Annotated in this window: 16 protein-coding genes; 11 read left to right on the forward strand and 5 right to left on the reverse strand. The window is 61.0% G+C overall.

Going from position 1 to position 18,553, the window contains the following annotated elements; all coding sequences use genetic code 11:
• The first annotated feature begins 32 nt into the window (after nt 1–32).
• From J4D25_RS16565 to J4D25_RS16590, 7 genes are all read left to right on the forward strand, one after another.
• Nucleotides 33–341 (forward strand): DUF485 domain-containing protein, encoded by a 309-nt coding sequence (locus J4D25_RS16565; RefSeq protein ID WP_007978006.1) that lies wholly within the window; start codon nt 33–35, stop codon nt 339–341.
• Complete coding sequence (locus J4D25_RS16570) at nt 338–1,984, forward strand: cation acetate symporter (protein ID WP_057713976.1); 1,647 nt, start codon at nt 338–340, stop codon at nt 1,982–1,984. The genes J4D25_RS16565 and J4D25_RS16570 overlap by 4 nt, the downstream gene beginning before the upstream one ends.
• A 34-nt stretch (nt 1,985–2,018) precedes the next feature.
• A complete protein-coding gene (locus tag J4D25_RS16575; RefSeq protein WP_057713975.1) occupies nt 2,019–3,272 on the forward strand; it encodes an OprD family porin in 1,254 nt (417 codons plus the stop codon).
• Between the two features lie 57 nt (nt 3,273–3,329).
• On the forward strand, nt 3,330–5,399 hold the full coding sequence (gene paaZ / locus J4D25_RS16580) for a phenylacetic acid degradation bifunctional protein PaaZ (RefSeq protein WP_057713974.1): 2,070 nt from the start codon (nt 3,330–3,332) through the stop codon (nt 5,397–5,399).
• Nucleotides 5,400–6,014: 615 nt separating this feature from the next.
• The gene (locus tag J4D25_RS16585) at nt 6,015–6,329 is read left to right on the forward strand and encodes a hypothetical protein (RefSeq protein WP_057713973.1); all 315 of its coding nucleotides are present in this window, start codon (nt 6,015–6,017) and stop codon (nt 6,327–6,329) included.
• 86 nt (nt 6,330–6,415) lie between these two features.
• A complete protein-coding gene (locus J4D25_RS27055) occupies nt 6,416–6,721 on the forward strand; it encodes an IS3 family transposase (protein ID WP_008047186.1) in 306 nt (101 codons plus the stop codon).
• Entirely contained in the window at nt 6,718–7,554 is an 837-nt protein-coding gene (locus tag J4D25_RS16590) for an IS3 family transposase (RefSeq protein WP_057713972.1), read from the forward strand. The genes J4D25_RS27055 and J4D25_RS16590 overlap by 4 nt, the downstream gene beginning before the upstream one ends.
• Before the next feature lie 154 nt (nt 7,555–7,708).
• Here the strand turns inward: J4D25_RS16590 and J4D25_RS16595 are convergent, their stop codons facing one another.
• Genes J4D25_RS16595 through J4D25_RS16605 form a run of 3 tightly spaced genes read right to left on the reverse strand, consistent with a single transcriptional unit; the run spans nt 7,709 to nt 11,178 of the window.
• Entirely contained in the window at nt 7,709–8,617 is a 909-nt protein-coding gene (locus J4D25_RS16595) for a LuxR C-terminal-related transcriptional regulator (protein ID WP_057713971.1), read from the reverse strand.
• Nucleotides 8,614–10,032, reverse strand: a complete 1,419-nt coding sequence (locus J4D25_RS16600; RefSeq protein ID WP_057713970.1) for an aminotransferase — start codon at nt 10,030–10,032, stop codon at nt 8,614–8,616. The genes J4D25_RS16595 and J4D25_RS16600 overlap by 4 nt, the downstream gene beginning before the upstream one ends.
• Nucleotides 10,033–10,071: 39 nt before the next feature.
• Nucleotides 10,072–11,178, reverse strand: a complete 1,107-nt coding sequence (locus J4D25_RS16605) for a polyamine ABC transporter substrate-binding protein (protein WP_057713969.1) — start codon at nt 11,176–11,178, stop codon at nt 10,072–10,074.
• 218 nt (nt 11,179–11,396) lie between these two features.
• On the opposite strand from J4D25_RS16605, the gene J4D25_RS16610 reads away from it, so the two are divergent.
• From J4D25_RS16610 to J4D25_RS16625, 4 genes are all read left to right on the forward strand, one after another.
• Nucleotides 11,397–12,179: an enoyl-CoA hydratase-related protein gene (locus J4D25_RS16610; RefSeq protein ID WP_057713968.1), complete on the forward strand. Its 783-nt coding sequence runs from the start codon at nt 11,397–11,399 to the stop codon at nt 12,177–12,179.
• Nucleotides 12,176–13,357: an acetyl-CoA C-acyltransferase family protein gene (locus J4D25_RS16615; RefSeq protein ID WP_057713967.1), complete on the forward strand. Its 1,182-nt coding sequence runs from the start codon at nt 12,176–12,178 to the stop codon at nt 13,355–13,357. Before J4D25_RS16610 ends, J4D25_RS16615 begins: the two co-directional genes overlap by 4 nt.
• 322 nt (nt 13,358–13,679) lie before the next feature.
• Complete coding sequence (locus J4D25_RS16620; RefSeq protein WP_057713966.1) at nt 13,680–14,801, forward strand: HlyD family secretion protein; 1,122 nt, start codon at nt 13,680–13,682, stop codon at nt 14,799–14,801.
• Complete coding sequence (locus J4D25_RS16625) at nt 14,798–16,390, forward strand: DHA2 family efflux MFS transporter permease subunit (protein WP_057713965.1); 1,593 nt, start codon at nt 14,798–14,800, stop codon at nt 16,388–16,390. Before J4D25_RS16620 ends, J4D25_RS16625 begins: the two co-directional genes overlap by 4 nt.
• A gap of 12 nt (nt 16,391–16,402) precedes the next feature.
• On the opposite strand, the gene J4D25_RS16630 is transcribed toward J4D25_RS16625, so the two are convergent.
• Both J4D25_RS16630 and J4D25_RS16635 read right to left on the reverse strand, forming a co-directional pair.
• On the reverse strand, nt 16,403–16,843 hold the full coding sequence (locus tag J4D25_RS16630; RefSeq protein WP_057713964.1) for a carboxymuconolactone decarboxylase family protein: 441 nt from the start codon (nt 16,841–16,843) through the stop codon (nt 16,403–16,405).
• Between the two features lie 265 nt (nt 16,844–17,108).
• Complete coding sequence (locus J4D25_RS16635) at nt 17,109–18,551, reverse strand: mechanosensitive ion channel domain-containing protein (protein WP_057713963.1); 1,443 nt, start codon at nt 18,549–18,551, stop codon at nt 17,109–17,111.
• Nucleotides 18,552–18,553: the final 2 nt, after the last annotated feature.

The following is an 18,553-nucleotide window of genomic DNA, read 5'->3' on the forward strand; positions in this document are numbered from 1 at the left end:
CCCAAAACAAAAACAACAAAGGAGCGCGCGTCATGACACCCCAGGAAATAGAACTCATCCGCCAGCACCCGGACTTCATCCAGCTGGTTCGTCGCAAACAGAAGCTGTACTGGTCACTGAGCCTGGCCATGCTGGTGATCTATTACGGCTTCGTGCTGCTGGTGGCTTTCTCCCCTTCTACCCTCGGCCAATCCCTGAGCGGCGGCGTGACCACCGTGGGCATGCTGGTGGGTGTCGTCATCGTCGGGCTGGCCTTTGCGCTGACCGGTTTCTATGTCTATCGCGCCAACAACGTGATCGATCCGCTGAATGAAAAACTCAAGCAGGAGTGCGCCCGATGAACCGCCTTCTTGCACTGTTCCTGCTGCCGCTGGCGGCTGTCACTGATGTTGCGATGGCCGCCGACGGCGCATCCCGACCGTTAAACTGGAACGCCATCGGCATGTTCCTGGTGTTCGTGTTGTTCACCCTTGGTGTGACACGCTGGGCGGCACTGCGTACCCGCTCCACCAGCGATTTTTATACCGCTGGTGGCGGCATGACCGGTTTCCAGAACGGTCTGGCGATTGCCGGCGACATGATCTCGGCAGCCTCGTTCCTCGGCATCTCCGCGATGATGTTCCTCAATGGCTACGACGGTTTGCTCTACGCCCTGGGCGTGCTGGCCGGCTGGCCGATCATCCTGTTCCTGATTGCCGAGCGCCTGCGCAACCTGGGCAAATACACCTTTGCCGACGTGGTGTCCTATCGCCTGGAACAAACCCCGGTGCGCCTGACCTCGGCCTTCGGCACCCTGACTGTGGCCCTGATGTACCTGGTGGCGCAGATGGTCGGCGCCGGCAAGCTGATCGAACTGTTGTTCGGCATCGACTACCTCTATGCAGTGATGCTGGTCGGCGTGTTGATGGTGTTCTACGTGACCTTCGGCGGCATGCTCGCCACCACCTGGGTGCAGATCATCAAAGCGGTGATGCTGCTGTTCGGCACCAGTTTCATGGCGTTCATGGTGCTCAAGCACTTCGGCTTCAGCACTGAGGCGATGTTTGCCGGCGCCACCGCCGTGCATGCCAAGGGCAACGCGATCATGGCCCCCGGCGGCTTGCTGTCCAACCCGATCGATGCGATCTCCCTGGGGCTGGGCATGATGTTCGGCACCGCCGGCCTGCCGCACATCCTGATGCGTTTCTTCACCGTCAGCGATGCCAAGGAAGCGCGTAAAAGCGTGTTCTACGCCACCGGCTTCATCGGCTACTTCTACTTGCTGCTGATCATCGTCGGCTTCGGCGCCATCGTCATGGTCGGCACCGATCCGGCGTTCCGTGACGCCAGCGGCGCGATCATCGGCGGCGGCAACATGGTCGCGGTGCACCTGGCCCACGCGGTAGGCGGCAACCTGTTCCTCGGCTTCATCTCGGCGGTCGCCTTCGCCACCATCCTGGCGGTGGTTGCCGGGCTGGCACTGTCCGGCGCCTCGGCGGTGTCCCATGACCTGTATGCCTGCGTGATGCGCAAAGGCCAGGCCAGCGAGCAACAGGAAATGCGCGTGTCGCGAATCGCCACCCTGTGCATCGGTGTGCTGGCGATCGTCCTCGGCCTGCTGTTCGAGTCGCAGAACATTGCCTTCCTCTCGGGTCTGGTGCTGGCCATCGCCGCGTCGGTGAATTTCCCGGTGCTGTTCCTTTCGATGTACTGGAAAGGCCTGACCACCCGCGGCGCCGTCCTCGGCAGTCTGTCCGGACTGGTCTCGGCGATTGTCCTGCTGGTGCTGAGCCCGGCGGTGTGGGTCAACGTGATGCATCACGACAAGGCGCTGTTCCCGTACTCCAACCCGGCCCTGTTTTCCATGAGCCTGGCGTTCTTTAGTGCATGGCTGTTTTCCGTCACCGACACCTCGCCCCGGGCAGCCCTTGAGCGTGGCCGTTATCTGGCGCAGTTCATCCGCTCGATGACCGGCATCGGTGCCACTGGCGCCAGCAAACACTAAACGACGACCGATCAGTTGGCAGGGAATAAAAATAATGAAACCCGCACGTACCACGTCTTGTGAATCACTGTTTTCGCTGGCCGCCGCATTGAGTCTGCCCATGATCGCCCCCAGCGCCATGGCCGACTTCATCGGCGACAGCAAGGCCCGCATTGATATGCGCAACCACTACATCAATCGCGATTTCCGTCAGGACAACGCGCCGCAATCCAAAGCCGAAGAATGGGCCCAGGGATTCACTGCGCGCATCGAGTCCGGATTCACCGACGGCACCTTCGGTTTCGGTCTCGACGCGCTGGGGGAGCTGGGGATCAAGCTCGACTCCAGTCCCGACCGCCGTGGCACCGGGCTGCTGCCGTTTGGCCCGCAGAGCCATGAGCCCGACGACGAGTACAGCGAACTGGGCCTGACCGGTAAATTGAAAGTATCCAAAAACGTGTTGAAACTCGGCACCCTGCAACCCTTGTTGCCAGTGGCAACTTACAACGACACACGCCTGTTGGGTTCGACCTTTGAAGGTGGCTTGCTGACCAGCCAGGAAATCGACGGCCTGACGGTGAATGCCGGACGCCTGACCAAGGCCAACCTGCGGGACTCCTCCAGCAACGATGACATCGGCTACGCCGCCGCCACCAGCGATCACTTCGACTTCGGCGGCGGCACCTACGCGTTCAGCCCGCAACTGAATGTGAGCTACTACTACGGCAAGCTCGAACAGATCTATCGCCAGCAATTCGCCGGACTGGTGCATACGCAACCGTTGGGCAACGGCTTCAACCTGCGCAGCGACCTGCGTTATTTCGACAGCCGGGGCGACGGCGCCGAACGGGCCGGGCGCATCGACAACCGCAACTTCAACAGCATGTTCACGGTGTCCCACGGTGCCCACAAGGTCAGTGCCGCCTACCAGCAATTGTCCGGCGACAGCGCCTTTCCGTTCCTCAACGGCGGCGATCCGTACGTGGTCAACCTGGTGACTTTCAACACCTTCACCCGCGCCGACGAGGATTCCTGGCAACTGCGTTACGACTATGACTTCGCGGCGCAAGGTATTCCCGGCCTGACCTTCATGACCCGCTACACCGACGGTCGCCACGTCAAGGCTGGCACCGTCGACAACGGTCGCGAATGGGAGCGCGACACCGATATCAGCTACGTCGTCCAGAGCGGTGTGTTCAAGAACGTCAGCCTGCGCTGGCGCAACGTGACCTTCCGTTCCGGCAATGGCTTGACTACCGCCCTCGATGAGAACCGGCTGATCGTCGGTTACACCCTGGCGCTTTGGTAATTCCGAAAGGCGCGGTCGCCACCGCGCCACAACCCTTCATAACCAGGAGCAATCGTGATGTCCTCTTCACCTGCACTGCATGCCCCCACCCTGCAAAGCTTCATCGCCGGTCGCTGGATCGGCCAACACGGCGCGCAGGTCCTGCGCAGCGCCATCGACGGCCATGAAATCGCCCGCACCCACGAAGAGCGTCCGGACTTCGCCGAAGCCATCGAGCACGGCCGTCGCCAGGGCATCAGCGGCTTGATGGCGCTGGACTTCCAGCAGCGCGCCCAGCGTCTCAAGGCCCTGGCCCTGTACCTGAGCGAGCGCAAGGAACAGCTCTACGCGATTTCCCACCACAGCGGCGCGACCCGCGCCGACAGCTGGATCGACATCGAAGGCGGCAACAGCACACTGTTCACCTACGCCAGCCTCGGCTCCCGCGAGCTGCCGTCGGGCAACATCGTCCACGAAGGCCCGGCCATGCAGCTGAGCAAAATGGGCACCTTCGCCGGTACGCACATTCTGGTGCCTCGCGGCGGCCTGGCGGTGCACATCAACGCCTTCAACTTCCCGATCTGGGGCATGCTGGAAAAGTTCGCCCCGAGCTTCCTCGCCGGCATGCCGTGCATCGTCAAGCCGGCCAGCGCCACCAGCTACCTGACCGAAGCCGTGGTGCGCCTGATGGACGAGTCCGGCCTGCTGCCAGCGGGCAGCCTGCAACTGATCATCGGCAGCACCGGCGACCTGCTCGACCGCCTGCAAGGCCAGGACGTGGTGACCTTCACCGGTTCCGCCGACACTGCGGCCAAGCTGCGGGTCAACCCGAACCTGATCCGCAATTCGGTGCCGTTCAATGCCGAAGCCGACTCCCTGAACTGCGCGATCCTCGCCCCGGACGTAACCCCGGACGACGAAGAGTTCGAGCTGTTCATCAAGGAAGTCGCCCGGGAAATGACCACCAAGGCCGGGCAGAAATGCACCGCCATCCGCCGCGCCATCGTGCCGGCCAAGCACATTGATGCCGTGGCTACGCGCCTGCGTGATCGCCTGGCCAAAGTGGTGGTCGGCGACCCGTCGGTGGAAGGCGTACGCATGGGCGCACTGGCTTCCCACGATCAGCAGAAAGACGTGGCCGAGCGTCTGGAAAGCCTGTTGCAGAGCAGCGATATGCTGTTTGGTGCCCGCGACGGTTTCGAACCCCGTGGTGAAAACGTCGACAAGGGCGCGTTCTTCGCCCCGACCCTGTTGCAGGCCCGCGACCCCCATGCCGAGGGCGGCGCCCACGATATCGAAGCGTTCGGTCCGGTCAGCACGCTGATGGCCTACGACGATCTCGACGAAGCATTGGCCCTGGCCGCGCGCGGCAAAGGCAGCCTGGTGGCCAGTCTGGTGACCAAGGATCCGCAAATCGCCGCCAAGGCCATCCCGGTCGCGGCTGCCTGGCACGGCCGCTTGCTGGTACTGGATCGCCACTCTGCCGGCGAATCCACCGGCCACGGCTCGCCGCTGCCACAGCTCAAGCACGGCGGCCCGGGGCGTGCCGGTGGCGGCGAAGAACTCGGCGGCCTGCGCGCGGTGAAACACTACCTGCAACGCGCTGCGGTACAAGGTTCGCCGACCATGCTGGCGGCGGTCACCGGCGAGTACGTGCGCGGGGCCAAGGTCATCGAAACCGACGTGCATCCGTTCCGTCGCCATTTCCAGGACCTGCAGATCGGCGAGTCGCTGCTGACTCACCGTCGCACCGTCACCGAAGCCGACCTGGTGAACTTCGGTTGCCTGTCGGGCGACCACTTCTACATGCACTTCGACGAGATCGCGGCCAAGGAATCGCAGTTCGGCAAGCGTATCGCCCACGGTTACTTCGTGCTTTCGGCAGCGGCCGGGCTTTTCGTGTCCCCCGCTCCGGGTCCGGTACTGGCCAACTATGGCCTGGACACCTTGCGCTTCATCAACCCGGTGGGCATCGGCGACACCATCCAGGCGCGCCTGACCTGCAAACGCAAGATCGACCAGGGCAAGAAGAGCCCGCAGGGCATCCCGCAAGGGGTGGTGGCGTGGGATGTGGAAGTGACCAACCAGTTGGGTGAACTGGTGGCCAGTTATGACATTCTGACCCTGGTGGTCAAACGCGAAGATTGATCAGGTTTGCTGGTTGGCCACAAATCTCGTGGTCAACCAGCAACCCCTGTAGGAGCGAGCCTGCTCGCGATGGAGGTCAACGATAACGCGGGCAGTCTGACTGAACGCGCTGTCTGGACGTTCTTCGCGAGCAGGCTCGCTCCTACAGGGGTTGAGGTGATTCAGGCGTCAATTGGCGTAGGACATTTCTGTTTTTCCTAGACTTCGGACGTGCCCGTTGTCCCTCATCCACAACTCACTCCCCCCGTTTTGCGGATACAAGTTCCACAGGTCCTAGGACATTTCCGGGCAGGGTCTTCGGAGATTTCCTTCGAATTGCGGCGATTTGCGTGAACTGGTTTGAAAGGTGCTCAATCGATAGTCTTTGGTGGTCACTGAAATTCAGTGGCGAGGTGTAGGAACCTCCAGAATCTGAGATGCACTCTGGCGTCATTGCCTGGTTTGCGGCCGTTCAAATGCGTCCGTAAGATCAGCTGCGGCGGCTATGTACGGGCACGCCTCGGCGTGGTCGAGAGGTGCTCTCAGATCTCGATTTCCTACCCCGTACATGGCTGCCACCCTGGCCCGTAGGAAAGGCTTTTGGCAGCTCCATTTTCTTCATGAGAGCTCGAAACCATGAAAACCATTCATCCCGATCCACCCTACGAAAAACCAACCCCACACCCCAACAACCGCTTCATGGCGCTCACCAGCAATTGCAGTGAAATGCCCACCCTCTTCGTCGACACCCACGCACCGCTCGACGTCCTGATGGACGCCGCCAACTACCGAATCCGCGCCGTCACCCAATTGCTGGAAAACCTGTCCATGCGCGGCTCGATCGAGTGCGAATCCTTCATCCTCAGCGACTTTTCATTGCTCTGCGCCATCCCGTTGCGCGATGGCTGTGATGTGCTGGATGTGGTCGGGCGACGGTTGCGGGCACGCTGACCAACCCTGTAGGAGCGAGCCTGAACTGGCCTAATAATTCCGGACACCTCTTAAGGGCGATATGATTTCGCCAACTTGGAGGTTCCATGAACGAAAGAAAGGTCTATACACGCGAGTTCAAGCTGCATGCTGCCAGCATGGTGCTTGATGATAACTGCCCGGTTCCAGACGTTTGTGCATCGCTGGATATCGGGCCCACCGCTTTACGGCGTTGGGTCGATCAGGTTCGCAAGGAGCGCGAGGGGCAGCCAGTCAAAGGCACCAAGGCGATTACCGAAGATCAGCGCCAGATCCAGGAACTAAAGGCCAAGATCAAGCGCATGGAAATGGAAGCCGAGATCTTAAAAAAGGCTACCGCTCTCTTGATGTCGGATCCCGATCGTTTTCGATGATTGCGGAACTAAGAGAGTCGTTCCCGACGGCCGTCGTGTGTCGTGTTTTCGATGTGAAGCGCAGCAGCTTTTACGAGTGGCTTCAGCGGCGAGCCCAACCGCGGATCAGGCGCGAAGAGCTCAAGCTCAAAGTGGTTGAACTGCACAGCGAAAGCCGCGAAGCCATGGGTTCCAGAATGATCAGCAAGGGCCTGAAGTCCCAAAACATCGCGATCGGAAGAGGCCTTGTCCGAGCGCTGATGAGGGAGGCCAACATTGTCAGTAAACAACGCCAGCCGCACCCATTCAGATCCAAGGGAGTGGAAGCGTTTGTCGCGCCCAATCGGCTCAAGCGCAACTTCAAACCGGCTGCAGTCGATCAGGTCTGGTGTGGTGACGTGACCAGCTTGATGGTGGGCGAGCGCTGGGTTCATCTGGCCATCGTCATCGATTTGTTTGCTCGCCGGGTCATCGGTTGGGCATTTTCGCTGGTCAATGACGCCAACTTGGTCAGCAAGGCGCTACGCATGGCGACAGAGGTTCGAACGTGCCCTCCGGGACTGATGTTTCACTCGGATCAGGGCTGTCAGTACACCAGCCGCAAGTTTCAAGAAGAACTGAAGCGTCGTGACATATTGCAAAGCATGAGCCATCGCGGGCAGTGCTGGGACAACGCTCCAACAGAGCGATTTTTCGGCACGCTGAAATCAGAATGGGTGCCTCGTAGTGGCTACAGCAAGATCGAGGAAGCCAAAACCGATATGGTGCGCTTCTTCATGTACTACAACCGCACCAGGCTCCACAGCTACAACAACTATCTGTCGCCAATAGCCATGGAGCAAAAAGTGGCATAAACACCGTAACCGGTGTCCGGGATTACTTGACCAGTTCAGCCTGCTCGCGATGGAGGTCAACGATAACGCGGGCGGTCTGACAGAACGCGTCGTCAGGACGTTCTTCGCGAGCAGGCTCGCTCCTACAGGGGTATCGGTAGGCCAAAAATTCTGGTTAGTGCCTGCGCAACCACTCGATAAACAGCGCAAACAACTCCGACTGCGAACCCACCTCCAGTTTCAGGTACAGGTTCTTGCGGTGCATGCGCACGGTTTCCGGTGAGATGTTCATCTGGCTGGCCGTGGATTTCACCGAATGCCCGCGCAACACCATATGCGCCACTTGCCGCTCTCGTTCAGTGAGCAAGTCGCTGCCGAAATGCTCGAACGCCGACTGCACCCGGTGCTTGAGATCATCGCGCATGCCCTGGTCTTTATCGCACTGGATCTCGCGACTGCGCAGCATGCCCCGTTGACTGAATTCGCTGATGAATTCACGCACCAGCGGTTCCACGGCGCGCAGCAGATTCAGCTGTTCGGCGCTCAGGCATTCACCGCCGAAACCCTGATAGAGGCTGACGGAAATCTTCGTGTCATTGCCGATATCGACAATGTAGTAGCTGTCTTCCGAGCAGCCCGCCTTCAGGTAATAGGATTTGTAGTAGTCACTGTCGAAGAAGTTGTCCGGGGCAATTTCCTCAAGGTGATAGAAGCCTTGCGCCAACCCCTGCTCCACTGCCAGGCAGAACGGGTCGAGCAAATAACCCCCGGCAAAATAGCGCTCCAGAATCGAGACCTGATACTCCTGCGCAATCCCGCGCTGATGCAGCAACTGGGGCGCGCGGTCCTTACGCTCCAGGCTGATCATCATCGACTCGACGGACACCAGTTGCGCCAACGCCGACGCCAGGTGTTGCAAGGCGTCAGGCTCATCGATATGGGCGAATGCCTCGCGCATTCCCCCATGCCATTTGTGCAATGCCCCGAAGGGCACCGCGATCAGCGTATCGTCGTCTGGTTTGCTCATGCCCCGCAGTCTAGCGGCTGGACACGCCCTTGGTAACAGCCTGACTGACGAAATCATTGGCCCGCGTACTGTCCGCTCGCTTCAAGCTCGGCGGCCACTTCCAGAATGCATGTGCGCAAGGTCTCGACGATTTCATCGACCTGGACAGACGTCAGGATCAACGGTGGCGACATGACATTGAGGTGCATGATCGGCCGCACCAGCAAGCCCCGGGCCTGGGCCCGCACGTGGATTTTCTCGCCGATGTTGATCTCGTCGGGGAACAGCGCCTTGGTGCGTTTATCGGCGACGAACTCCACGCAGGCCATGAGTTTCTGGCAGCGCACATCCCCCACCAGCGGCAAGTCCCGCAGGGTGGCCAGGCGCTCCTCCAGATAAGCCCCCACCGTGTCGACATGGGCCAGCAGGTTTTCCCGCTCGATGATTTCGATGTTCTTCAGCGCCGCCGTGCAGCACACCGGATGCCCGCTGTAGGTGAAGCCGTGGGTGAAGCAGCGGCCCTTGCCCGGCTCGGCGATGACTTTCCAGATGCGCTCGGAAAAGATGCACGCGCCCAGCGGCAGGTAGGCCGAGGTCAGGCCCTTGGCAGTGGTGATGATGTCGGGCTGCACGTCGAACACCTCATAAGAGGCAAAGAACTTGCCGAGGCGCCCGAACGAAGTGACCACTTCGTCGGCGACGAACAGGATGTCGTAGCGCTGGCAGACGTCCCACATGCGTTTGAGATAGCCCCGGGGCGGAATGATCACCCCGCCGGAGCCCATGATCGGCTCGGCGAAAAAACCGGCAACCTTGTCCGCGCCAATCGAGAGGATCTTGTCTTCGAATTCCTTGACCAGGAACTCGAGGAACTGCGCCTCGTCCATGCCATCGGGCGCGCGGTACGGATTCGGGTTGGAGACGTGGTGGATCAGCGGGTTGGTGTAGTCGAACTCCGGCACGCGGTCGGCGGCCTTGTTGCCGATCGACATGGTCAGGGTGGTGGAGCCGTGATAGGCGTTGAACCGCGCGATGATGTGCTTCTTCTCTGGTTTGCCTCGGCAGTTCTGGTAGTACTGGATCAGCCGGTACGCTGTGTCCACGGCGGTGGAGCCGCCGGTGGTCAGGAACACATGGTCAAGGTCGCCGGGGGCCAGGCTGGCGAGTTTTTCGCACAGCTCGATGGCGACGTTGTTCGACATGTCGGAAAACGGGTTCGAATAGGCCAACTGGCGCACCTGGTCGGCGATGGCCTCGGCCATTTCCTCGCGGCCCAGGCCAATGTTGGTGCACCACATGCCGCCCACCGCATCGAGAAAGCGGTTGCCCTGGGTGTCGTAGATGTAGGCGCCGTCGCCTGCGACGATGTTCAGCGAGCCCTGTTCGGCGTGTTCGTCGAACACGTGATAGCCGTGCATATGGTGAGCCTTGTCGGCCTTGACCAGCCGGGACTCGTCCGCTGGGGAAAAAACGGTGCGTGTTGGCGTCGCCATAAATAAACCTCTAACCGAATTGACTAACGTTCGAACAAATCAGATGCCGCTTTTCACGGTGCTCCAGACCCGGGTAATCGCCCGCATGTCCTTGGCGTTCTGGGTCTTCTGCGGAAACAGCCGCTCGCGAGTTTGCGCGTCGGGGTAAATCGCCGGGTTGTTGCGCACATCGGCGCTCAACAACGGGGTGGCCGCGGCGTTGCTGTTGGCGTAATTGATGAAGTCGCTCACATCCGCCATCACCTGCGGCTGCATCAGGTACTCGAGAAACTTGTGGGCATTGGCGACGTGGGGCGCGTCGGCCGGGATGTACAGGTTGTCGAACCAGATCAGCGAGCCTTCCTTGGGGATGAAGTAGGCCAGGTCGATCTTCTTCTTGGCTTCTGCGGCGCGGGCCATGGCGGTGGCGTAGTCGCCGGACCAGGTCATGGCCATGCACACATCGCCATTGGGCAGGCTGGTCAGGTAATTGACCGAGTCGAACTTGCGGATGTACGGCCGCACGGACAACAGCAAGTCCTGGGCGGCTTTCAGATCTTCCGGTGCGGCGCTTCTCGGATCACGTCCCAGGTACTTCAGGGCCATGGGAATGACTTCGGTCGGGGCATCGAGCAGGGTCACGCCGCAGTCGGCGAAGCGCGAGACGATCTTCGGATCGAAGATCATCGCCAGCGAACCGATCGGTGCGTCGGGCATGCGTTCCTTGATCTTGTCGACGTTGTAGGTGACGCCGTTGCTGCCCCAAGTATAAGGCGCCGAGTACGTGGTGCCCGGATCGTACCCTTGCAGATCCTCCAGGACTTTCGGGTCCAGGTTGGTCCAGCCCGGCAGCAGTTTCTTGTCCAGCGGCTGGAACACCTTGGCCTTGATCAGCGGTGGCGCCAGGGACGCATTCAACACGATCAGGTCATAACCGGAGTGGCCGGTGAGCAATTTGGCCTGCACCGTTTCGTAGGCATCGAAGGTGTCGTAGATGACTTTGATGCCGGTGGCCTTTTCGAAGTCGGCCACGGTTTTTTCACCGATGTAATCCGCCCAGTTGTACAACCGCAGCGTATGGCTGTCGTCCACTTGAGCGGCGTAGGCATTCAATGTCAGCGGTACAACAAACAGACTGGAAATCACCTTAAGCAGCGTCTTGCCCATAGCAAATGCACCTTATAGCGAGTTCGGCTCTGGATGAGCGGATGCCCCCACTATTGGTGGATTCGCCGGGCGCGGCCATACCCCGAATGGGTGTGTGTCGCTTTTTGGGCACACCGGCATGGCAAAAAGCGGCAGTGCAGTTGACCCGTTTTGCCATAGATCCGGGGTTTGTCCGGCGCTTAAAGTGGCAGCCCTGAACCGACCCTGCAGAGCCTGCGATGACCGACCTGATCAAACACGAGCAACGCGACGGCGTGTTGACGCTGACCATCGACCGCCCGGACAAGCTCAATGCGCTGAACAACGCCATGTACACGCAACTGGCCGAGCTGTTGCTGGCCGCCGACGAAGACCCGCAGACCGGCGTGATCATCCTCACCGGTGGCCCGGCGTGCTTTACCAGCGGCAATGACCTGGTGGATTTCCTCCAGCACCCGCCGACTCATCTGGACGCCCCGGCGTTCCACCTGATGAAGGTCGTCACGCGCCTGCAAAAACCGCTGATCGCGGCAGTCTGCGGTGCGGCCATCGGTATTGGCACCACATTGCTGCTGCATTGCGATCAAGTACTGGTCACCCGCAACGCCAAGCTGCGCATGCCGTTCGTCAACATCGGCCTGTGCCCCGAATTTGGCGCCAGCCTGTTGCTGCCACGCCGGCTCGGCCATGCCCGTGCCGCGAGCCTGCTCCTGTTGGGCAACGGCCTGGACGGCAACGAAGCGGTGGCCTGGGGCCTGGCCAACGAAGCCTTCGATGACGGTGAACAATGCCTGGCGGCGGCGAAAAAAATCGCCCAGCGCTTTCTGGCCATGCCCCAGCAAGCCTTGCGCCAGTCCCGGCTGCTGATGAAACAGGCTTGCCTGGCCGAACTGGAAGCCACCCTGCGCGAAGAAAACACGCTGTTCATTCAACGCCTGAATACCGACGAGGCGAAAACCGCCTTGAACGCCCTGCTCAATCGCAGTACAGATAAGAATCCACCGAAAGGAAACCAGCCATGAACACTCCAGAAATCTACGTCGTCAGCGCCGCCCGTACCGCCATCGGTACCTTCGGTGGTTCGCTCAAGGACGTGCCGCTGGCCGACCTCGCGACCACCGCCGTGAAAGCCGCCCTGGAGCGAGCCGCCGTGGACCCGGCGCTCGTTGGCCATCTGGTGATGGGCAACGTGATCCCGACCGAAACCCGCGATGCCTACATCTCCCGCGTCGCGGCGATGAACGCCGGCATTCCGAAGGAAACCCCGGCCTACAACGTCAACCGCCTCTGCGGTTCGGGCCTGCAAGCCATCATCAACGCCGCCCAGACCCTGATGCTCGGCGATGCCGACATCGTCGTCGGTGCCGGTGCCGAGTCCATGAGCCGTGGCCCGTACCTGATGCCGGCCGCCCGTTGGGGTTCGCGCATGGGCAACGCCCAGGTCATCGACTACATGCTCGGCATCCTGCATGACCCATTCCATGGCATCCACATGGGCATCACCGCCGAGAACGTCGCCGCGCGCAACGGCATCACCCGCGAAATGCAAGACGCCCTGGCTTTCGAAGACCAGCAACGCGCGGCCCACGCGATTGCCAACGGCTACTTCAGCGAGCAGATCGCGACCGTGGAAATCCAGGATCGCAAAGGCGTCAAACTGTTCAGCGTCGACGAACATCCGCGCGCCACGTCCCTGGAACAGCTGGCAGCAATGAAGCCGGCGTTCAAGAAGGACGGTTCGGTCACCGCCGGCAACGCCTCGGGTCTGAACGACGGCGCCGCCGCACTGGTCATGGCCAGTGGCAACGCGGTCCAGGCCAATAACCTGAAACCCCTCGCCCGCCTGGTCAGCTACGCCCACGCCGGCGTCGAACCGGAATTCATGGGCCTGGGCCCGATCCCGGCCACCCGTCTGGCGCTCAAGCGCGCCGGCCTGACCGTTGCCGACCTGGACGTGATCGAAGCCAACATCGCCTTCGCGGCCCAGGCCTGCGCCGTCAGCCAGGAACTGGACCTCGACCCGGCCAAGGTCAACCCGAACGGATCGGGTATCGCCCTGGGCCACCCGGTGGGCGCGACCGGCGCAATCATCGCCACCAAGGCCATCCACGAACTGCACCGCACCGGCGGCCGTTACGCGCTGGTGACCATGTGCATCGGTGGTGGTCAGGGGATTGCGGCGATTTTCGAGCGCGTCTAAGCAATAGCTGTAAAAAAGGCCGGTGATCGCGCAGATCACCGGCCTTTTTCATTCCAGCAAACCAGTAGCGATTCCCTGTGGGAGCGAACCTGCTCCGAGCGGCGTTCCGACGATTGCGGCGTGTCAGGCACCGTCATTGTTGACTGGACGGCCGCTATCGCGAGCAAGCTCGCTCCCACAGGGGTTCTCTAGCGCAAATAAAATCCCATTCTCGCTAAACAAACCACCTGACGACCGGCAGCAAAAACCATTTGCCACAAAATATTACATTCGTCATATTATGATCATCATAATTAACCACCGCCCCCACAGGTAATCCTCCATGACCAGCATGCCCACCGTTGAACCCGACCTGGTTGCCCCGGTGACTGCCGCCAAACCTCCCCTGCTCAAACGCCTGCTGTTGCCAACACTGGGCATCGCGGCACTGGTGCTGGCCGGTGTGTATGGCACGCATTGGTGGACTGCCGGACGTTTCATCGAGGAAACCGACGACGCCTACATCGGCGGCGATGTGACGGTGATCGGGCCGAAAGTGGCGGGCTACATCGACGAAGTGCTGGTGACCGATAATCAGAAGGTCAAGGCCGGTGACGTGCTGGTCCGTCTCGATTCCCGCGATTACCGCGCCCACCTGGCCAAGGCCGAAGGCGCAGTGGCCGCCCAGCAGGCCCTGCTCGCCAACCTCGACGCCACCGAGCAACTGCAACAGGCCGTCATCGGCCAGGCCCGTGCCGGCATCGACGCCGCCGGTGCCGAAGCCGTCCGTTCGCGGGATGACGATGCCCGCTACAAAAAACTGGTGATCACCAACGCCGTCTCGGTTGAAAGTGCCCAGCGGGCCAATACCACGTTCAAGACGGCCCAGGCCCAAAGCAACCGCGCCCAGGCTGAATTGCTGGCCGCACAACGCCAGTTGAATGTGATCGACACCCAGAAACAACAAGCCCGGGCCGCCTTGATCCAGGCCAAGGCTGAGCGCGACCTGGCGCAATTGAATGTCGGCTACACCGAACTGAAGGCACCGGTTGACGGTGTGATCGGCAATCGCCGGGCACGGGTCGGCGCCTATGCCCAGGCCGGCTCGCAATTGCTCTCGGTGGTGCCGACCAGCGGTCTGTGGGTCGATGCCAACTTCAAGGAAGACCAACTGGCGCACATGGTGCCGGGGCAACGGGTGGTGATCCGTGCCGACGTGCTGTCGGGGCAGGAATTCCACGGTCACCTGGACAGCCTCGCCCCCGCCAGCGGTTCGCAATTCAGTGTGTTGCCACCGGAAAACGCCACCGGCAACTTCACCAAGATCGTGCAGCGGGTGCCGGTGCGGATTCACCTCGACCCGGCCGACAGTGTGCTCGGCCACTTGCGTCCGGGGTTGTCGGTCACCGCTGAAGTGGACACGCGCAAGGAACCTGAAGCGCCAGCCGTGGCCAGCGCACCATGAGCCGTGCCCTCGCCGCCCCGGCGCAACCGTTCAATGCCGCGAACATGGCGACGGCGACCAAGGTTTTCGCCTTCGCCAGCATGTGCATCGGCATGTTCATTGCCCTGCTGGACATCCAGATTGTCTCGGCTTCGTTGCGTGACATCGGCGGCGGGCTTTCCGCCGGCACCGACGAAACCGCGTGGGTACAAACCAGCTACCTGATCGCCGAAATCATCGTGATCCCGCTGTCCGGTTGGCTGTCGCGGGTGTTCTCGACGCGCTGGCTGTTCTGCGCATCGGCGGTGGGTTTCACCCTGGCCAGCCTGCTGTGCGGCATAGCCTGGAACATCCAGAGCATGATCGCCTTCCGCGCCCTGCAAGGGTTTCTGGGCGGTTCGATGATCCCGCTGGTGTTCACCACGGCCTTCGTGTTCTTCACCGGCAAACAACGGGTGATCGCCGCCGCAACCATCGGCGCAGTGGCGTCCCTGGCACCGACCCTGGGGCCGGTGATCGGTGGCTGGATCACCGACATATCGTCCTGGCACTGGCTGTTCTACATCAACCTGGTCCCCGGCATCTTCGTCGCCGTGGCCGTGCCGATGCTGGTAAAAATCGACCAGCCGGAACTGTCGCTGCTCAAGGGCGCGGATTACTTGAGCATGGTGTTTCTGGCGCTGTTCCTCGGCTGCCTGGAATACACCCTCGAAGAAGGCCCGCGCTGGAACTGGTTCAGCGACCGCACGATCCTGACCACCGCGTGGATCAGTGGCCTGGCCGGGCTGGCGTTCATCGGCCGGACCTTGCATGTGGCCAACCCGATTGTCGATCTGCGCGCCTTGAAGGACCGCAATTTCGCCCTCGGTTGTTTCTTCTCGTTCGTCACCGGCATCGGCCTGTTCGCCACCATTTACCTGACACCGCTGTTCCTCGGTCGGGTGCGTGGCTACGGAGCGCTGGACATTGGTCTGGCGGTTTTCTCCACCGGAGTGTTCCAGATCATGGCGATTCCGCTGTATGCCTTTCTGGCCAATCGCGTCGACCTGCGCTGGATCATGATGTTCGGGCTTGGGCTGTTCGCCTTGTCGATGTGGGATTTCAGCCCTATCACCCATGACTGGGGGGCCAAGGAGTTGATGCTGCCGCAAGCCTTGCGCGGGATTGCCCAGCAATTGGCGGTGCCGCCGGCGGTGACCTTGACCCTCGGCGGCTTGGCGCCGGCACGGCTCAAGCATGCGTCGGGGTTGTTCAACCTGATGCGCAACTTGGGCGGGGCCATCGGCATTGCAGCGTGCGCGACCATCCTCAACGACCGCACCAACCTGCATTTCACCCGGTTGGCGGAGAACCTCAACAGCACCAACGAGGCGCTCAACCAATGGCTGTCCCAGGTCGGCAACAACTTCGCCGCCCTCGGCCAGAGCGGTGACGCCGGGGTCACCGCCAGCCTGCATCAACTATGGTTGCTGACCTACCGCGAAGCCCAGACGCAAACCTATGGCGACGCGTTCTTGATGATCATGGTCTGCTTCATTATCGCCACGGCGATGGTGCCTTTGATGCGCAAGGTACAACCACCGGCCGCGCCGAGTGCCGATGCTCATTGATGCTTGTGCAGGTCAGGCCTGAGGCATTTTGCGAAAACCTACGGCCAGACGGTTCCAGCTGTTGATGGTGCTGATGGCCACGGTCAGGTCGACCATTTCCTTGGGCGTGAACTGGGCGCTGACCATTTCGTAGTCTTCATCCGGAGCGTGGGTCAGGCTGAGCTGGGTCAGGGATTCGGTCCAGAGCAGCGCAGCGCGTTCGCGCTCGGTAAAGAACGGTGCTTCGCGCCAGGCTGTCACGGCGAACAGGCGGCGCGGGGTTTCACCGCCCTTGATCGCATCAGCGGTGTGCATGTCGATGCAGAAGGCGCAGCCGTTGATTTGCGAGGCACGCAGTTTGACCAGTTCGATCAGGTTTTTTTCCAGCGGCAGTTTCGAAACGGCGGTTTCCAAAGCGATCATCGCTTTGAGGGCGTCAGGGGACGCGGTGTAGAAATCGATACGAGGTTGCATGGGGTGCTCCAGGGCAGGTGGGTGTGTGACTACGTTAGTCCCCCGATCGTTCTACACAAATAGCCAATCTTTCAGAAGTCGAGGAGGCCATTGGCGGTGCCTTCCTGGTTGTTGGTGGAGGCGCGGGTGTGATGGGTTTCACTCTTCACTTTTGGTGAGTTCACTGCCGTCATCGCGAGCAAGCTCGCTCCCACAATTTGACCGTATTTCCCTGTGGGAGCGAGCTTGCTCCGGGCGGCGATCCGACGATCCGCGCAGCGGCCATTCACACCCGACTGCGCAACCATCGCAGGAAGCCCTTTTTCTCCACCGCCACCGGTAGGTCCTGAGTCAGGGATTTCGCTTTTTGCAGCCGGTAATCGAGCAAGGTCTGCATTGCATCGTTGATATCGTGACGGGCATCCAGGCACGGCTTGAGGTATGACTTTTCGATGCGGTACAGGCCACTGAATGTCTTGGCGGTAAACTGCGCAGGCAGCGCGCTGTCGGTGAGAATACCTGCCTCGCCGAACACCTCCCCCGGCCCCATGCGGCCGGATTCAAATGGCGCTCCATGGCGCATCAAGGTCACCGAGATCACGCCGGATTCGATAATGAACAAGTGATCGCTGACCTGCCCCGCTTCCAGGATCACCTCCCCGGCGCGAAAGGTTTGCAGGGTCATGTTCTGGCTGAAGGTGTCTTTCTCTTCCTGGCGCAAGGTGGAGAAAATCGGCGAGCTGTCGAGCAACGCGCGTTTGCGAGTCGAGTTGACCGGCGGACTGGGCTCCACGCTCGACAACAAACTGACCCCGGATGCCTGCAAGTGCCGATAGGCCAGATCGTACAGCTGGTTGCGCACTGAACGTTTCTCGTCCATCGACGCGACAAAGCCGCTGATTTCGTAGACCACTCCGGTGTTGCTGGCGGTTTTCAGGCCGACGCTTGGCGACGGTGTATCGAGCAACGCACGACAACCTTGAATGGCCCGCTCCAAAGCATCGATCACCGTGTTCGGCCGCGCGTGGGGGCTCACTTCCAGCGAGACGGAAATGCCGAACATATCGCTCGGCCGACTGAAATTGATGATCTTGGCCTTGGCTGCCAGGGAGTTGGGAATCACCGCCATGCAACCCTGGGAGGTCTGCAGGCGCGTGGCACGCCAGTCGATGTCGGTGACCCGGCCCTCCATGCCATCGATGGAGATGTAGTCATCGAGTTGATAGGGCTTGGTGGTGTTCAGGACGATCCCGGAAAACACGTCACTGAGGGTACTTTGCAAGGCCAGCCCGACGATGATCGCCAACGCACCGGACGTCGCCAGCACGCCCTTGACCGGCAGATCGAGCACATAGGCCAGGGCGGCAATCACCGCGATCAGGAAAATCACCGCACCGAGCAGATCCTGAAGCAATCGCCCGGTGTGCCCGACCCGTTGCATCATCACCGCGCCGATCAGCACGGTCAGGGTCCGCGCGCCGAACAACCACCAGCCGATCTGCAAGCCGGTGGCCGCCAGATGCAAGGGTACGTTGTCAGCCCAGGGCGGCGGCTCCATCGGGTTCAGGCCTTCGTTGAACAACAGCAGGCTGAACAACGAAAAAATCACCACCCGTACCAATAGCCGCCAGGCGCTGCCAAGTGCACTGAGCAAGTACCACAACCCAAGATCGATCAGGATCAGCGCCATCGCGCAAATCAGCGGGTGTTCGGTGAGCAATGACAGCATCA

The sequence above is a fragment of the Pseudomonas sp. GW456-L13 genome, assembly GCF_017350115.1.
GTDB classification, from domain to species: Bacteria; Pseudomonadota; Gammaproteobacteria; order Pseudomonadales; family Pseudomonadaceae; genus Aquipseudomonas; species Aquipseudomonas jessenii.

Coding starts and splice junctions, on each gene's coding strand:
- J4D25_RS16565 (WP_007978006.1), top strand. CDS start 33: ATGACACCCCAGGAAATAGAACTCATCCGCCAGCACCCGGACTTCATC.
- J4D25_RS16570 (WP_057713976.1), top strand. CDS start 338: ATGAACCGCCTTCTTGCACTGTTCCTGCTGCCGCTGGCGGCTGTCACT.
- J4D25_RS16575 (WP_057713975.1), top strand. CDS start 2,019: ATGAAACCCGCACGTACCACGTCTTGTGAATCACTGTTTTCGCTGGCC.
- paaZ (WP_057713974.1), top strand. CDS start 3,330: ATGTCCTCTTCACCTGCACTGCATGCCCCCACCCTGCAAAGCTTCATC.
- J4D25_RS16585 (WP_057713973.1), top strand. CDS start 6,015: ATGAAAACCATTCATCCCGATCCACCCTACGAAAAACCAACCCCACAC.
- J4D25_RS27055 (WP_008047186.1), top strand. CDS start 6,416: ATGAACGAAAGAAAGGTCTATACACGCGAGTTCAAGCTGCATGCTGCC.
- J4D25_RS16590 (WP_057713972.1), top strand. CDS start 6,718: ATGATTGCGGAACTAAGAGAGTCGTTCCCGACGGCCGTCGTGTGTCGT.
- J4D25_RS16595 (WP_057713971.1), bottom strand. CDS start 8,617: ATGATTTCGTCAGTCAGGCTGTTACCAAGGGCGTGTCCAGCCGCTAGA.
- J4D25_RS16600 (WP_057713970.1), bottom strand. CDS start 10,032: ATGGCGACGCCAACACGCACCGTTTTTTCCCCAGCGGACGAGTCCCGG.
- J4D25_RS16605 (WP_057713969.1), bottom strand. CDS start 11,178: ATGGGCAAGACGCTGCTTAAGGTGATTTCCAGTCTGTTTGTTGTACCG.
- J4D25_RS16610 (WP_057713968.1), top strand. CDS start 11,397: ATGACCGACCTGATCAAACACGAGCAACGCGACGGCGTGTTGACGCTG.
- J4D25_RS16615 (WP_057713967.1), top strand. CDS start 12,176: ATGAACACTCCAGAAATCTACGTCGTCAGCGCCGCCCGTACCGCCATC.
- J4D25_RS16620 (WP_057713966.1), top strand. CDS start 13,680: ATGACCAGCATGCCCACCGTTGAACCCGACCTGGTTGCCCCGGTGACT.
- J4D25_RS16625 (WP_057713965.1), top strand. CDS start 14,798: ATGAGCCGTGCCCTCGCCGCCCCGGCGCAACCGTTCAATGCCGCGAAC.
- J4D25_RS16630 (WP_057713964.1), bottom strand. CDS start 16,843: ATGCAACCTCGTATCGATTTCTACACCGCGTCCCCTGACGCCCTCAAA.
- J4D25_RS16635 (WP_057713963.1), bottom strand. CDS start 18,551: ATGCTGTCATTGCTCACCGAACACCCGCTGATTTGCGCGATGGCGCTG.